Annotated in this window: 12 protein-coding genes, 1 tRNA gene and 1 pseudogene; 7 read left to right on the top strand and 7 right to left on the bottom strand. The window is 67.0% G+C overall.

The features are described 5' to 3' along the window. The first annotated feature begins 353 nt into the window (after positions 1-353). Positions 354-1,328, top strand: coding sequence for an LLM class flavin-dependent oxidoreductase (locus tag NBG84_RS24635; protein ID WP_250921765.1), 975 nt, complete (start codon positions 354-356; stop codon positions 1,326-1,328). A gap of 257 nt (positions 1,329-1,585) precedes the next feature. Here NBG84_RS24635 and NBG84_RS24630 read toward each other — a convergent pair. From NBG84_RS24630 to NBG84_RS24615, 4 genes and pseudogenes are all read right to left on the bottom strand, one after another. Further along, positions 1,586-2,128: pseudogene (locus tag NBG84_RS24630) on the bottom strand (RNA 2'-phosphotransferase); the annotation flags it as partial. Positions 2,129-2,433: 305 nt separating this feature from the next. Further along, complete coding sequence (locus NBG84_RS24625) at positions 2,434-3,375, bottom strand: MerR family transcriptional regulator (protein WP_250921763.1); 942 nt, start codon at positions 3,373-3,375, stop codon at positions 2,434-2,436. 253 nt (positions 3,376-3,628) lie between these two features. Continuing rightward, positions 3,629-5,473 carry an SDR family oxidoreductase gene (locus tag NBG84_RS24620; protein ID WP_250921762.1) on the bottom strand — a complete coding sequence of 615 codons (1,845 nt, stop codon included), beginning with the start codon at positions 5,471-5,473 and terminating at the stop codon, positions 3,629-3,631. A gap of 122 nt (positions 5,474-5,595) precedes the next feature. Then, complete coding sequence (locus NBG84_RS24615; RefSeq protein WP_250921761.1) at positions 5,596-6,432, bottom strand: M24 family metallopeptidase; 837 nt, start codon at positions 6,430-6,432, stop codon at positions 5,596-5,598. Positions 6,433-6,711: 279 nt separating this feature from the next. Between NBG84_RS24615 and NBG84_RS24610 the strand changes: the two genes are divergently transcribed. The 6 genes from NBG84_RS24610 (at position 6,712) to NBG84_RS24585 (ending at position 11,524) form a co-directional block, all read left to right on the top strand. Continuing rightward, the gene (locus tag NBG84_RS24610) at positions 6,712-7,698 is read left to right on the top strand and encodes an ABC transporter ATP-binding protein (protein WP_250921832.1); all 987 of its coding nucleotides are present in this window, start codon (positions 6,712-6,714) and stop codon (positions 7,696-7,698) included. Beyond that, on the top strand, positions 7,695-8,603 hold the full coding sequence (locus tag NBG84_RS24605) for an ABC transporter permease (RefSeq protein ID WP_250921760.1): 909 nt from the start codon (positions 7,695-7,697) through the stop codon (positions 8,601-8,603). The genes NBG84_RS24610 and NBG84_RS24605 overlap by 4 nt, the downstream gene beginning before the upstream one ends. Further along, complete coding sequence (locus NBG84_RS24600; RefSeq protein ID WP_250921759.1) at positions 8,600-9,511, top strand: ABC transporter ATP-binding protein; 912 nt, start codon at positions 8,600-8,602, stop codon at positions 9,509-9,511. The genes NBG84_RS24605 and NBG84_RS24600 overlap by 4 nt, the downstream gene beginning before the upstream one ends. Before the next feature lie 17 nt (positions 9,512-9,528). Next, on the top strand, positions 9,529-10,248 hold the full coding sequence (locus tag NBG84_RS24595) for an ABC transporter permease (protein WP_250921758.1): 720 nt from the start codon (positions 9,529-9,531) through the stop codon (positions 10,246-10,248). 212 nt (positions 10,249-10,460) lie between these two features. Further along, positions 10,461-11,096, top strand: coding sequence for an NADPH-dependent F420 reductase (locus NBG84_RS24590; protein WP_250921757.1), 636 nt, complete (start codon positions 10,461-10,463; stop codon positions 11,094-11,096). 344 nt (positions 11,097-11,440) lie between these two features. After that, positions 11,441-11,524: transfer RNA gene (locus NBG84_RS24585), tRNA-Ser, on the top strand. A gap of 219 nt (positions 11,525-11,743) precedes the next feature. Here NBG84_RS24585 and NBG84_RS24580 read toward each other — a convergent pair. The 3 genes from NBG84_RS24580 to pheA form a co-directional block, all read right to left on the bottom strand. Next, positions 11,744-12,559, bottom strand: a complete 816-nt coding sequence (locus NBG84_RS24580) for an HAD family hydrolase (protein ID WP_250921756.1) — start codon at positions 12,557-12,559, stop codon at positions 11,744-11,746. Then, positions 12,556-13,833, bottom strand: a complete 1,278-nt coding sequence (gene serS / locus NBG84_RS24575; protein ID WP_250921755.1) for a serine--tRNA ligase — start codon at positions 13,831-13,833, stop codon at positions 12,556-12,558. The genes NBG84_RS24580 and serS overlap by 4 nt, the downstream gene beginning before the upstream one ends. Before the next feature lie 906 nt (positions 13,834-14,739). Beyond that, positions 14,740-15,675 carry a prephenate dehydratase gene (pheA, locus tag NBG84_RS24570; protein ID WP_250921754.1) on the bottom strand — a complete coding sequence of 312 codons (936 nt, stop codon included), beginning with the start codon at positions 15,673-15,675 and terminating at the stop codon, positions 14,740-14,742. Positions 15,676-15,988 lie beyond the last annotated feature (313 nt).

The raw sequence follows: 15,988 nt of genomic DNA, 5'->3' as shown, positions 1-15,988 counted from the left end.
GGGCGCCTTGCCGATGCGCCGTGGGCTCGTACCGCGCGGTTCGCCCGGGAGCGGGAAGTCGGGCTGACCACCTGTCCCCGGTGACCTTCAGCCTTCCGAGTCCTGGGAACTTCTGGATCCCACTCCCTGACCAAGCTCCGCAGAGGAGCGGTGGACTGGTGGGTCGTGGACCCGGCGCCGGTAGCCGGTGGCCGGAGGGCCGGTGCGAAGGCCGGCCACTGGGCCCAGTGGCCGGGAGGCCGAGGCGGTACCGGAAGGCTTCTCGGGCTCTGCCCCGGGCTCGCCCGATCAGGTGTGTGCACCTTCAGAAGGTGGGGTACCCACCCAGGTGGTGGTCCCCGTACGCTCGAACCATGCGTTTGAGCACCGTGATCCTCCCCATCCGTCCCTGGCATGACGGTGGCCGTGATGAGTGGCTATGGGCCGAGCAGCTCGGCTTCCACACCGCGTACACCTACGACCATCTGTCGTGGCGCACGTTTCGTGACGGACCCTGGTACGGCGCGCTGCCCACGCTGACCGCGGCTGCTGCCGCCACCGGGCGGATACGTCTGGGCACGCTGGTGACCTCGCCGAACTTCCGCCACCCCGTGACCCTCGCCAAGGAACTGATGTCGTTGGACGACATCTCCGGTGGCCGGTTCACCCTGGGCATCGGCGTGGGCGGGAAGGGCTTCGACGCCACGGCGCTGGGGCAGCAGGCCTGGACTCCAAGGGAACGGGCCGACCGGTTCGAGGAATTCCTCCCGCTGCTGCACCGGCTGCTGACCGAGGACTCCCTCAGCCACGAGGGCGACTTCTACTCGGCGGTGGAGGCCCGCAACATCCCGGGCTGTGTGCAGCGTCCCCGCCTGCCGTTCGCGGTGGCCGCGACCGGGCCGCGCGGGATGCGGCTTGCCGCCCGGTATGGCCAGGCGTGGGTGACCACCGGGGACCCAGCGATCTTTGAGACGGGTACCCCCGAGGACTCCCGTATGGCGTTGCGGGGGCAGCTCGACCGGCTGGGCAAGGCATGTGCGCAGGCCGGGCGGGATGTGGATGAGCTGGAGAAGGTTCTGCTCACCGGCTTCACACCGGACCGGGGGGCGCCCCTTGAGTCCGTCGACGCCTTTGTGGACTTCGCGGGGAGGCATATCGAGCTCGGCTTCACGGAACTGGTGATCCATGCTCCGATCCCGGACTCGGACTTCGCGGTGGACCGGACGGTCTTCGAACAGATCGCCACCGAGTCCCTGGCCCAGCTTGGTTTGCCCGCGCAGTCCGCTGATTCGCCCGCCCCGGCCGGTGACCCGGGTCGACAGGGTCAACCCGCTCCGCTCGGAGGCTGACCGCTTCGACCGCTGGCCGGTGCCGTCCGTCCGGCATGGGCTGCGGTCTTCACCGATTCGGAGGCTGACCTCTTCGACCTCCGAGCCGTGCCGTCGACAGGGCATGGGACTGCCGTCTTCTCGATGTCCCTGGTCGGCTGTCGGTGGGTGCGGCCCGGTTACTGGGCCTGGCCGCATCCAGCGCCGCCAGGCCCGCGGTGGCATCGACCCCATCGGAGGGACCGCGGGGCCGGCCCGGGATTTGGTGGTGGGCCGGACTATGTCCCGGGAAGCCGTAGATACTCCGGTGGGACCCCGTCGGTGAGCCAGACTCCGTTGGCGCTGACAAAGAAGACATGGCCTGCCCCGTGCATGGCCCGAGTGTCCACGCAGAGCACGATGGGACGCCCTCGTCTGGCGCCGACCCGTGTCGCCGTCTCGCGGTCGGGTGACAGATGTACATGGTGGCGGTCCATGGGACGGAGCCCCTCCGCCCTGATCGCCGTCAGACGGGCGGCGACGGTGCCGTGATAGAGGTACGCGGGCGGTTCGGCCCTTGGCAGTTCGAGATCCACCTCGACGGTGTGTCCCTGGTTGGCGCGGATACGGGGACCGTCGATGGTGAAGCGACGCTTGTCATTGACGGCGACGACATGGTCCAGCTCGGCTCGGGTGAAGGGAAAACCGTGTCCGGCTGCCGCTTGCATCAGCTCCGCAACCGTCACCCAACCGTTGGCATCGAGGGCGATGCCGATGCGCTCGGGTTGGTGACGCAGATGCCTGGACAGGTACTTCGACACCTTTACCGTGCGACGCTCATCGGGGGGCCACCCTCCTCGGCCACTGTTCGCCGGTACGGACTCCGCTTCTGGGCTTGCTGAGAGGGCGCTTTCGGCCTTCCCTTTCGATCGGGGAGCCCATGACTCTTTCGGTTGGGCGCCCGGCGTTCCCCGCCGGGGGCCAGTTGGTCTGCTCATAAGGCCCAGAGTGAACCTCTTCCCGTTGTGATCGCTACCGAAATTTTCCTAGGCCAGAGGTTTGATCCACAGTCAACTTGACTTATCCACAGTGTATTTGGCGATTCTGTGGACAACTGGATTATGAATGAGGCTCCTTGGCCAAAGTCTTACTCCTGTAGGGGTTTTGCGGTCAGCGCATCCAACGCCCTTCCCTGGAGCTCCCGTTCAGTAGCGGCTGCAATGAATGCGGAGACACTGTCATTGCCGACAAGGCTCTGTACCGCCTGAATTGTGGCTGCCGGGAGGAGTACGGGACGGGGGTCCTGGTGCATCGGCGGAGTGCCCTCCGGGTTCAGATGGTGCCGAAGGTGCCGGGTGGCGAACATCCGCATAGCTCGGGCCAGTTCAGCGTCGACCGTGTGCTGAGCCAGTGGACGGAGTCGTCTGACGAGCTCTGCCAATTCGGCGGCGGCCGTGTCCGTGGGCGGGTGGTGATCCAGATAGCGGGAGAAGACATGCTCGGTGGTGAACTCAAGGAAACGGGAGGCCATGTGCTCCACCTGGACGCGAAGTTCTCTGAGATGCACCGAGATTGCCACCAAGGGCAAACCGGCGGCATGCAACTCCACCGCCACCGAGAGCTCTTGGGGGCTGGGAACGATGAACTCACCCTCCCTGCCCGGCAGTGGTTCTATCACCCCAAGCTCCACCGCCTCAGCGATGGCCGCCTCATCCGCCATCCCGCCGAACCTCTCGATGAGCTCATCCCGGGTGGTCCGGGCCGGCAACTCATCCGTCCAAGGCCCCTGTACTTCGGCGACGAGCCCCAACACTCCGCCCAGCCCGCGTCCGGTATCCCAGGCTTCCAGCAACTCCTTGATGGAGGCGAGGGTGTAGCCACGGTCGAGGAGGTCCGCTATCCGGTGCAGCCGGGTCAGATGGGCGGGGCCGTAGACATTGGAGCGACCGCGCCGCTCCGGCTTCGGGAGCAGCCCGCGGTCCTGATAGGCGCGGATGGTCCGGACCGTGGCACCGCTGTGGTGTGCCAGGTCCTCGATCCGATACTCAGTGACCTGCTGGCCCGCTGGCTGTGCTGACTCCTCTGGCACGCCCGCCTCCTCGATGACAGACCATGGCAAGCCGAGACGATCTGGCTCACCACCTAGGGCAGATGGCTCGGCTCTCCTTCTCTGGTTCGACGGAGTTCATCGAACTCCTCGCGGCGAACGCTGTGACCGGCGCTCACGAGTGGATGGGCCCCTACCCGTGTGACTCCGCCCCGGACCTCCTCTCCGGAGCCCGATCACTTCGACCCCGGGCCGGCTGACTGCTCTCTTCGCGTCCGAGAGGCCTCAGCGGACCTCATAGCGGCGGCTCCAGTCGTGCGATCCGCCGTAGCACTCCAGGAGCGAACCGGGACAGCAGCTGTGCGCCTCGGGCCTCGGGCGTCACCGGCACCACCGCTTCATTGCGCAGAGTGGCCCGCAGCACCGCTTCGGCGACCCTCTCCGGTGGGTAGTTCCGCAGTCCGTACCAGCGGGTCGATCGTTCGCGCAGCCGCTGCTGTTCTGCTTCATCGACGCCGGCGAAACGCGCGGTGGACGTGATGTTCGTATGGACGAAGCCGGGGCAGATCGCCGACACTCCGATGTCCTGCTGGGACAACTCCGCCCGTAGACACTCGCTGAGCATCAGCACGGCCGCCTTGGACGTGCTGTAGGCGGGCAGGGACTTCGACGGTTGGTAGGCGGCCGCGGAAGCGATGTTGACGATGTGACCGCCCTGACCACGCTCCGCCATCTGCCGGCCGAAGAGCCGACAGCCATGGATGACGCCCCAGAGATTGACGTCAAGCACGTCCTTCCACTCCTGTGGAGTGGTCTTGAGAAACGGTCCGGACAAACCGATACCCGCGTTGTTGATCAGGATGTCCACCACGCCGTACTCGGCGGCGACCCGCACGGCCAGCTTCTCCATGGCTTCCGCATCGCTGACGTCCACCACCTCGGCCCAGGCATCAGGCGCACCGATCAGCCGGGACAGCTCAGCCGTGCGCTCCGCTCCCTCCGCGTCCCGATCCACCGCCACGATCCGGGCGCCGGCTTCAGCGAAGGCGAAGGCCGTGGCCCGCCCAATGCCACTGGCCGCACCGGTCACCAGGACCAACTGCCCGCCAAACCGCTCGGTGTAAGGCTTTTGGGACATCGCCTTCCGTCGGGTTGCTCGGGTTGCTCGGGTTGCTCGGGTTGCTCGGGTTGCTCGGGTTGTTTCGGGGGTGACTGAAGCCCTGCCCCCCGGAGTGCTGATCGCCTTCTCCTGCGCCAGGGTGAAATCGGCGATCCAGGTGGACACCTGGTCGGGCCGGGTGCGGGGAACCCAGTGCTTGGCCGGCAGGGTCCGCCTGGTCAGCTCGGGCACCCAGCCGGAGAGATCGTCGAAGAGTCGCTCGGACAGGAAGTCATCGCGAGTGGGGGTGATCAGCTGGACCGGCACCTGCGCGTACGCGTCCGTCCGTGGACGGCTCAAGCGGCTGCGGACATTGTCCCGATAGAGCCAGGCGCCATGAGCCGCGTCCTCGGGGAGTGACGCGGTCGGATAGCCGTCCCGGGGCAGTCCCTCAGCCCGCCGGACCATCGAAGGCCACCTCTTGCCCAGCGGCCCCCGCCAAGCGAGCTCCGGCAGTACGGGGATCTGTAGCAGATACACATACCAGGACCTGGCTCCCTGGCCGAGGAACTGGGCTACGCGACGGGGAGTGGGCCGGGTCAGCCGCTTCTTGAGCCAGTGGCCGAAGTGATCCAGGGAAGGGCCGGAGATCGAGGTGAAGGATGCGATACGGCCTTCGGTGCGCTGGACGGTCACAAACTCCCATGACTGGACCGAACCCCAGTCATGGCCCACCAGATGGACGGGTCGGTCGGGGCTCACCGCGTCGGCGACCGCCAGAAAGTCATCCGTCAGCTTCTCCAGGGTGAAACCGCCCCGCAGCGGCTTGGGCGCCGACGAACGGCCGTGCCCCCGTACGTCGTAGAGCACCACATGGAAGCGGTCGGCCAGTCGCTCGGCGACTTCGGCCCACACCTCCTTGCTGTCCGGGTAACCATGGATGAGGACCACCGTGGGATGCGCGGGGTCACCCAGCTCGGCGACGCACAGCTCGATCCCGCCCGTATGGACCCGGCGCTCCCGCGCTCCCTTGAGGCTCACGCCTGCTCCCATTCCGTTCAACTCTGTGTCCGCCCACCGCGGAGTGCTGCCGCGGGGGCGCTGGTCCGATCCATCAGCACCGTCCGTAGGCCCGTATGCCCGGCGTTGACAGAACCGTTCGGTCAGGGGCCCCAGCGCCGCACATGGGGCAGATCGTCGTCCAGCCAGAACGCGCTCTGCTCCGGGTCCCTGGAGTCGGTGATCACCAGAAGCTCCTCGAACTTCACTCCCGTGCCCCGAAAACCGAGGTGCGGTTCGACCGCCCAGAGCCCCGCCCTGGGAGGATGATCAGAGAACGCATGGGGGCTCCAGAGCGGTGACCAGCCCTCCCGGTGCCCGTGGAGAGCATCACCGAGCAAGCCCTTGAGCGCCTGGGCGCCAAACCCGAAGAAGGTGGGTGACCAGCGCTGCTCCCGCACCGTGCCGACCTTGTGGGCGATCACACCAAAGGGATAGGCGCGATGTCGGTTGGCGTACCCCTGGCGGACCATGAGCCGGTCCACGGACTCATAGATCTCGCGCAGTGGACGCCGCTCCCGCACTTCGCGCAGGATCAACTCGCGATGCGCCTGAAGATCGGCGAGCATCCGGTCATGCAGGGGGCTCGACCCCAGACAGCCCGAGTATCCGACGTCCGCGGTGAAGCCTCTGTGGACAGGGGCCATATCCAGGATGAAGGGCATCCCCGGCTCCAACGCGCGATGGGTGGGGAAGAACTGGAACGGTAGACGAAAGTCGGTGAAGGCCGTGCGGTCGCCGAACCAGGCGAACGGGAGATGCAACCAGTCCCGCACACCCCGCTCGCGCAGCCACTCCCGCTGCATCCGTGCCGCCTCGCGCTCCGTGACACCAGGTCTGAGCTGTGCCGCGACCGTCTCCGCACATTCATACGCGAGGCGCTGCACAGCCCTGAACCCCTCCAACCGCGAGGTCAGTTCACTTCCCACAGCGAAAGTCATGCCGACACCCCCTCCGAGCCGATAGCAGTACGCAGCCGTAACTTCACACTGATGAATGTGACAATGACCAGCGGCTGCGTCAAGGCCCCGCCTGCGCCTGTGGATAACTCGGCCCCTGACGTCAGCCGCGCCCATGCCGCTGGCACGGCACTTTGGTCCGGGCCGGCTGTCCTCTTTGGTATCGACCCCTACTGGCCCGTCCCCCTGGAGTCGGACATCGATCCAGCCGTCAGGGCTGACGCCTGAGGTATTTCACGCCACTACCGTCGGAACGTGACTGTGATCGCGACCGAAAGCCTGAGCATGCGGTTCCCCAGGGTGACCGCTCTTGACCGGCTCTCCTTGGACATCGGACCGGGTGTGACCGGTCTGGTGGGTGCCAACGGAGCCGGCAAGTCCACATTGATCAAGATCTTGCTGGGCCTCTCCCCCGCCACGGAAGGCCGGGCCGCTGTGCTCGGACTCGACGTCGCCACCAGTGGCAGCGCCATCCGTGAGCAGGTGGGCTATATGCCCGAGCACGACTGCCTGCCGCCCGATGTGTCGGCCACCGAGTTCGTCGTCCATATGGCGCGCATGTCCGGGCTGCCGCCGACCGCTGCCCGGGAGCGGACCGCGGACACCCTGCGGCACGTGGGCCTGTACGAGGAGAGGTACCGCCCCATCGGCGGCTACTCGACGGGCATGAAACAGCGGGTCAAGCTCGCCCAAGCCCTGGTCCACGACCCCAAACTGGTACTCCTGGACGAGCCGACCAACGGCCTCGACCCGGTCGGCCGGGACGAGATGCTCGGCCTGATCCGCCGTATCTACACCGACTTCGGCATATCGGTCCTGGTCACCTCGCACCTCCTCGGCGAGTTGGAGCGCACCTGTGACCATGTCGTCGTCATCGACGGCGGCACCCTGCTGCGTTCCAGTTCCACCAGCGACTTCACCCAATCCACCACCACCCTCGCGGTCGAGGTCACCGACACCGACGAGCACCCCGACGGAACCTCCGTACTGCGCAAACGGCTGACCACCGCCGGACTCACCCTCCACGCGGGAGTGGAGGACGGACTGCCCGGAGCCGGCCACATCCTGCTCGTCGAGGCGGCGGGCGAGGAGACATACGACATCGTGCGCGACACCGTCGCGGACTTGGGCCTGGGACTCGTACGAATGGAACAGCGGCGCCACCACATCGCCGAAGTCTTCCGCCCCACCGCGACAGAGACCGCGACCAGGGGCACGGGGCAGGTCACGGAGGTGCAAGCCCGATGAGCACACAGAAAGCGCAGCACCCGCAGGCCCCCGCGGCCACGCGCATCCACAACATCGGCTACCGCAACTACGACGGTCCACGGCTCGGCCGCGCCTATGAACGCCGCGCGCTCTTCTCGCAGTCCCTGCGCGGCGCCTACGGACTGGGCCGGTCGGCCAAGTCCAAGGTGCTGCCCATGATCCTCTTCGCTGTCATGTGCCTGCCGGCAGCGATCATGGTCGCGGTCGCCGTCGCCACCAAGTCCGGCAAGCTCCCCGTGGAGTACACCGCATACGCGATCATGACCCAGCCGATCATCGGGCTCTTCCTGGCCTCTCAGGCCCCGCAGTCCGTCTCACGCGATCTGCGGTTCAAGACCATGTCGCTGTACTTCTCCCGCCCGATCGAGCGCAGCGACTATGCGCTCGCCAAATACGGCGCGATGGCCTCCGCGCTCTTCATCCTCACCGCCGCACCCCTGGTCGTCCTCTATGTGGGCTCGCTGCTCGCCGAGATGGACTTCACCGACCAGACGAAGGGCTTCGCCCAGGGCATGGTCTCCGTCACTGTCCTCTCCGTCCTCTTCGGCGGGATCGGCCTGGTGCTGGCAGCGCTCACCCCGCGCCGCGGCTTCGGAGTGGCGGCCGTCATCGCCACACTGACCATCAGCTACGCCGCCGTCTCCCTCATCCAGGAGATCGCCCGGGCAAACGACTCGGAGGGCGTGATCCAGTGGTTCGGCCTCTTCTCGCCCGCCTCGCTCATCGACGGCTTCCAGACCGCGTTCCTGGGCGCCTCCTCAGCCTTCCCGGGTGGGGCGGGTCCTGACGTCGGCGTGGGCGTGGTCTATCTGCTGGCCGTCTCCGGACTCATCGTCGGTTCGTACGCCGTTCTGATGCTCCGCTACCGAAAGGTCGGGCTGTGACCACCATCTCCATCGAGCACACCTCACGGTGGTTCGGAAACGTCGTGGCCGTCAATGACGTCTCCATGACCATCAGCCCGGGGGTCACCGGTCTACTCGGGCCCAACGGCGCCGGAAAGTCCACCCTGATCAATATGATGGGCGGCTTCCTGGCTCCCTCCACCGGGAGCGTCACCCTGGACGGCCAGCCGATCTGGCGCAATGAGTCCGTCTACCGCCAGATCGGTGTCGTACCCGAGCGGGAAGCGATGTACGACTTCCTCACCGGGCGGGAATTCGTCGTCGCCAACTCCGAGTTGCAGGGGCTCGGCGCGCGAGAGGCCCAAGAGGCCCTTGCCACGGTCGAGATGGAGTACGCCCAGGACCGCAAGATCGCCACGTACAGCAAGGGCATGAGGCAGCGGGTGAAGATGGCGTCCGCGCTGGTCCACAACCCCTCGGTGCTCCTGCTGGACGAGCCGTTCAACGGTATGGACCCACGTCAGCGGATGCAACTGATGGACCTGCTGCGCCATATGGGCGCCACCGGTCGGACCGTGCTGTTCTCCTCGCACATCCTGGAGGAGGTCGAGCAACTCGCCTCGCACATCGAGGTCATCGTCGCCGGCCGGCATGCGGCGTCCGGTGACTTCCGCAAGATCCGTAGATTGATGACGGACCGCCCGCACCGCTACCTCGTGCGGTCGAGCGACGACCGTGTGCTCGCCGCCGCGCTGATCGCGGACCCCTCCACCGCGGGTATCGAGGTGGATCTCGCCGAGGGCGCGCTGCACATCCAGGCCATCGACTTCGGTCGGTTCACCGAACTCCTCCCGCGGGTCGCCCGGGAGAACTCCATTCGACTGCTCACGGTCTCGCCGTCGGACGAGTCCCTTGAATCAGTCTTCTCCTACCTCGTAACGGCCTGAAAGGAGCTGTGACGTCCATGTACAACCCCACAGTCGCCCGGCTCACCTATCGGGCCGTCCTCGGCAGGCGCCGGGCTGCGATCCTCTTCATCCTGCCCGCGCTGCTGCTGCTCATCGCCACTTCCGTCCGTATCTTCGTCGGCCCGGACGACCAGATCGCCGCGGATCTCCTCGGCGGGTTCGCCATCGCCGCGATGGTGCCCCTGATCGGAGTGATCGCGGGCACCGGCGCCATCGCCCCCGAGATCGACGATGGATCGATCGTCTATCTACTCGCCAAGCCGGTGAAGCGATCGACGATCATCTTCACCAAGTTGATCGTCGCGATCGCCGTGACCATGGCCTTCTCGGCGATACCGACACTGATCGCCGGATTCATCCTCAACGGCAATGGCCAGCAGGTCGCGATCGCCTACACCGTGGCCGCGCTGGTCGCCTCCATCGCCTACAGCGCGCTGTTCCTCCTGCTCGGGACCGTCAGCAGGCACGCGGTGGTCATCGGGCTCATCTACGCCCTGGTGTGGGAGGCCCTGTTCGGCAGCCTGGTGCCCGGCGCGCGCACCCTGAGTGTGCAGCAGTGGTCCCTGGCGCTCGCCGAGAAGATCGCCACTGAGGGGCTGATCGGTTCGGACGTCGGGCTGCCGCTGGCGGTATCGCTGCTGCTGGGTGTCACGGTGGTGGCCACCTGGTACGCGGGTCAGAAGCTGCGAGTGCTGAAGCTCGCGGGCGAGGAGTAAGGGGACTGACAAACCCCCCTGAGGTCCTTGCGCAGTGGATCGGCCCCCGTCCGGTGATATCCGGTGGACGGGGGCTGATCCATGAGGGCGCCCGACCCGGTACGGGTGAGTCCAGGGTGTCCGTATGGACCTTCGGTCCTAGACCCTTCATCCTCCCCGGCTGGTTCCCTTGCCCGATACCGATCCCCCAACTCCCGCCTACCGTCGTCGACATGACCAAAATCGGATTCATCGGTACGGGAAATGTCGCACGCGCTGTAGCCATCCAGGCAGCGGCGGTGGGCCACGACGTGGTGTTCGGATCGCGTGATCCGGACCGTAAGAGGGACCTTGACCTGCCCGTTGTCTCTCTTGCTGAGGCCATCGACCACAGCGACATCGTCGTCAACGCCACCCCCGGCACCGAATCCCTCGCCCTGCTGACGCCCTTTGGGCCGAAGCTCGCGGGAAAGGTGCTCCTGGACATCGCCGTCGGGCTCACCGAGAGCTGGGATCTCGCCCACCCCAACTCCAGCATCGGCGAACAGATTCAGCAGGCACTGCCGGACACCAAGGTCGTCAAGACCCTCTGCACCATGGATGCCACGGTCATGGTGGCGCCCAACAGCCTCACCGGCCCCAGCACGGTCTTCCTCTCCGGCGACGACGCCGGGGCGAAGACGCAGGTCTCCGCATTCCTGAGGGATCTCGGTTGGACCGACGACACCCAGCTCGACATCGGCGGAATCACCACCTCCCGCGGACAGGAGCATCTTGCGCTGCTGTTCATCGGGGTCGCACAGGCGCTTGACTCGCACACCTTCAACTTCGCCGTGGTGCGGAGTTCGGGGCAGTCTTCCGGCGCTTGACGAGCGGCGGAGGGGCGGCGACGGGGGATGGCCGAGGGCAGAGCGCCGGGGGAGGGCGCCCAGGAAAGGCCGTGGGGGAGAGGCCGTCGGGGAAATCGAGTGGCGCCCAACCGCCGCCGGGGGCACAGTAGTTATATCGGGCGTACGCAGGTACGCCTGATGCCATCAGCCGGGAGAGGAGCGCAACGATGACGGATCACATCAGTCCGAGTCCGTTGAGCTCCCGGCAGGGCAGCGCGGGGCAGATCGCGGAGTAGCCACCCAAGGCTCCGCGGAGTCGCTCACCAGCAGCTGCCCAGGGGGCGGTCGCTTCGAGCGCGCGCAAGCGCGGACCGCCCCCTCCCGGAGGATTGGCCGAGAGGCAAGGCACCGGCTTGCTAAGCCGTGGTCGGGGAATCCCCGCGCGCGTTCGATCCGCGCATCCTCCGCAAGAACGCAGTGATCTTCCGCCGTACGTAGGGCCGTTGGCGATGTGCGCCTGCTGCCGTTCGGCTCCCAGGGCTCCACCATCCAGTCAATGCGATGGGCACAAGATCACGGCCCGTGTCAGCGGTGGCTTCCCGTCCCTACGAGCCCCGGGTCCTCGCAGGGGAGCCCGGGGCATTGCACAAGGGATCCACGGTAGGTCGACGAGCATCGGGCCACCCTCAGCCGACGAGTAGCTTCTCCAGGGTGAGTGCGATGCCGTCGTCCTCGTTGGACTCCGTGACATCGTTGGCGACAGCCTTCAAGGTGTGGTGCGCGTTCGCCATGGCCACCCCGTGGGCCGCCCAACCGAACATGGGGATGTCGTTGGGCATATCGCCGAAGGCGATGGTGTCCGCCGCCCGCAACCCCAGCCGGCGCGCGGCAACGGACAGACCGGTCGCCTTGGACAGCCCCAGCGGAAGGATCTCCACTATCCCGGGTCCCGCCATGACGATGTTCACCAGACCGCCGATCGTCTCGTTGGCGACCCTTGCGAGGGTGTCGTCATCGAGGTCGGGGTGCTGGATGTAGATCTTGTTCAGCGGGGCTGCCCAGAGATCGGCCGCGGACTTCAGCGGACTCACCGGAAGGGGCCCCGCCTGGGCCGCGTACCCGGTGCTGACCAGTACCTCACCTTTGAGACCGTCCCTACTGGCGGCCAACGCCAGGGGCCCGATGGCCGCCTCAAGCTTCGCCAGGGCGATCTCCGCGATACGGCGGTCCAGCGTGAGCGAGGTCAGCAGCCGATGCTCCCCCGCGTGGTAGACCTGGGCACCCTGGCCGCAGACCGCGAGCCCCCGGTAACCAAGATCGTCCAGCACATGCCGGGTCCATGGCACGGATCGCCCGGTGACCACGATATGGGCGGCGCCCGCCGCGGTGGCCGCGGCGAGCGCGGTGCGGGTGCGCTCCGATATGGTCTCGTCGCCACGCAGGAGCGTGCCGTCGAGGTCGGTGGCGATCAGCCGGTAGGGGAAGGTAGCAGCGGGGCTCACTTGGCGGTCGGCTCCAGGGTCTCCCGACCACCGAGATACGGCCGCAGCACCGGAGGCACCCGTACCGAACCGTCGGGTAGCTGGTGGTTCTCCAGGATCGCCACGATCGTGCGCGGTACGGCGCACAGGGTGCCGTTCAGCGTCGAGAGCGGCTGTACCTTCTTGCCGTCCCGCATCCGGATCGACAGCCGGCGGGCCTGGAAGCTGTCGCAGTTCGAGGCCGAGGTCAGCTCGCGGTACTTGCCCTGGGTGGGGATCCATGCCTCGCAGTCGTACTTACGGGTGGCGGAGGCGCCGAGGTCGCCCGTGGCCACGTCGATGACCCGGAACGGCAGCTCCAGCGCCGTCAGCCACTGCTTCTCCCACTCCAGCAGCCGCTGGTGTTCCGCGGCCGCCTCATCCGGGTGGACGTAGGAGAACATCTCGACCTTGTCGAACTGGTGCACCCGGAAGATGCCGCGGGTGTCCTTGCCGTAGGTCCCTGCCTCACGGCGGTAGCAGGGAGAGAAGCCCGCATACCGCAGCGGCAGCTTCTCGGCATCGATGATCTCGTCCATGTGGTACGCGGCGAGGGGGACCTCGGAGGTTCCGACCAGGTAGTAGTCGTCCTTCTCCAGGTGGTAGACGTTCTCCGCGGCCTGGCCGAGGAAGCCCGTGCCCTCCATCGCCCGCGGGCGGACCAGGGTCGGGGTCAGCATCGGGATGAAGCCCGCCTCGGTGGCCTGGGCGATCGAGGCGTTGACCAGCGCCAGCTCCAGCAGGGCCCCGACACCGGTCAGGTAGTAGAAGCGCGAGCCCGACACTTTCGCGCCACGCTCGACGTCGATCGCGCTCAGCGCCTCGCCGAGTTCCAGATGGTCCTTGGCCTTGAAGCCCTCGGCCGCGAAGTCACGGATCGTGCCATGTGTTTCCAGGACGACGAAGTCTTCCTCGCCGCCGACGGGAACATCCTCCTGCACGATGTTCCCGAGCTGGAGGAGCAGCCGGCGGGCCTCCTCGTCGGCCTCGTCCTGGACGGCGTCCGCGGCCTTGACATCGGCTTTGAGCTGCTCGGCCTTCTTCAGCAGCTCCGCGCGCTCTTCGGGCGTGGCCTTGGAAATGAGCTTGCCGAGGGCCTTCTGCTCGGAGCGCAGTTCGTCGAAGCGGAGCCCGGAGGACCTGCGCCGCTCATCGGCGGAGAGCAGGGCGTCGACGAGGTCGACGTCCTCTCCACGGGCGCGCTGGGAGGCGCGAACACGGTCGGGGTCCTCACGGAGCAGGCGAAGGTCAATCACCCCACCAGGCTACCGGTGCCGGGTCGCCGCTCGACCACCGGTTTTCCGTGGTGGCCAGCCGTGACGGGCAGTGACGGCAATGAAAGATATTGAGAGGCTTTTTAGGGCTATTGATGTAATTTGCCGGACTTGTAGATTTTGCGCTCGGGGCCGGTGGGCGCGTCACATAAACGTGCTCACGTTCGCCGGAACGAGCTATCCGGCATGGGTGGGAATTGACTCATATCCCCGCTGTTCTGGGGGACTTGCCTGCTGGTTGTCCACAGGGGCGCGCACTTCTGGAAAGTTATCCACAGGCTGTGTGTGGTCTCTGTGGATCGCTGCGTAGATCGTTCCTCTGGGGGCGCTCGGCTTCAGATGTCTACCGTACAAACCGGCCCTATGTGCCCATATCGGAGGGAATTGCTCGCGCCTAAGAGTTGATCAATGGAATTGAGGTGACGAGTGGGTGGCATGTGTGAGTTGTTGCTCGCCGGACGGAAGGGGTGAGCGAAGGGTAAACGGGCCGATTTGTCGACGGAATGGCGAGGCGTTGTCGACTTGTCCCCAGGTCGAGATGGGTCCCTGTGGATAACTCTGTGGATGATGAAAATCGGCAGGTAGGACTGTTCTGTTTGGTGGAGAGATGCCCCTCTTGGCGTGCGCGATCGACCCATCGGAGCAGGGGCTGCCGGGCATCTGGCGCTCCCCTGGCCTCCGGTCCGGATCGAAGCGAAGCGGATCGCACCGGCAGCATGTTCAGCACGTCCAGCAGGAGAGCCCGTTTCGGCAGCGGGCCGACCTGCCCCTTCCATAGCGGCCGCTTCCATGACGGCCGCCTCTGTAACGGCCGCTTCCGTGACGGCGGTGGATGTCCTGGCCCCGACCATGCCGACGGCTCCGCTGAGCGCCGGGGCGGCGGGAGGGTCAGGCCCGCCCGTCCTGGCAGCGGGTCAGCCAGTCCGAGGCCGCAGTGAAGTCCCTGTCCGATGTCCCCGCTCGGGGCTCTCGCACCTCTGCCGGCGACACGCCCGCGCGGGGATAGGAACCGAGGAACCGCACCTTCGGGCAGATGCGCTTCAGCCCCATCAGCGCCTCGCCGACCCGCCGGTCCGAGATATGGCCTTCCGCGTCCACGGCGAAGCAGTAGTTCCCGATACCGGCTCCGGTCGGCCGGGACTGGATCAGCATCAGGTTGACCCCGCGTACCGCGAACTCCTGGAGCAGCTCAAGGAGCGCACCCGGCTGGTCCTCACCCATCCAGATGACCACCGAGGTCTTGTCGGCCCCGGTCGGGGCTGCCGGCCTGGCCGGGCGGCCCACGAGGACAAAGCGGGTCTCGGCGTTCTCCGCGTCATGGATGTCCGTGACCAGCGGCCTCAGGCCATAGGTCGCCGCGGCGAACTCACCGGCGAATGCGGCGTCGTAACGCCCCTCCTGCACCAGCCTGGCACCGTCCGCGTTGGACGCGGCGGATTCCCAGACGGCGTCCGGCAGATTGGCCGTCAGCCACTGGCGCACCTGCGGCTGGGCGACCGGGTGTCCGGTGACGGTCTTCACCGCGGACAGTTCGGTGCCCGGGCGTACCAGCAGCGCAAAGGCGATCGGGAGCAGTACCTCGCGGTAGATCATCAGCGGCTCGCCCGACGCCAGCTCGTCGAGGGTGGCGGTGACACCGCCCTCCACGGAGTTCTCGATCGGCACGAGGGCCGCTGCGGCCTCTCCATTGCGTACCGCATCGAGTGCGGCGGGCACGGACACCATCGGGACGAGTTCGCGCGTGGCGGCTTCCGGCAGTGTGCGGAGAGCGGCCTCGGTGAAGGTGCCCTCGGGGCCCAGGTACGTGTAGCGCGTGGCGGACATACTCGTCACCCTAATGCGCCGGGGCCGGTCGCCCGGTCCGGTCGGAGACCGGGGCCCTCCGGCGGAGCCCCGGGACGGGGCCGAACCCTGAAGCCCTGGGGCCCAGGCTGACGCGCACCGCTCGCGCAGAGCCCCGAGACCGCTTGATGGCCAACCCCGGTGCCAGCCGGTGCCCCAAGGCGGGGACTGCGCGGACTGAGTCGAACCGGCCGATTGACCCGATCCCGCCCCCGCACGGCTGGACCTCAGGACTCCGGTCTCCTGCTTGGCCGGATCTCAAGGTCCGGACTCCGGTTCCTGGCAAGGCCCGCCT

Origin of the sequence: Streptomyces albipurpureus (assembly GCF_023701525.1) — a bacterium.
Classification (GTDB): Bacteria; Actinomycetota; Actinomycetes; order Streptomycetales; family Streptomycetaceae; genus Streptomyces; species Streptomyces albipurpureus.
The sequence above is the reverse complement of the archived record's forward strand: the minus strand, read 5'-3'. Positions and strand labels throughout refer to the sequence as shown.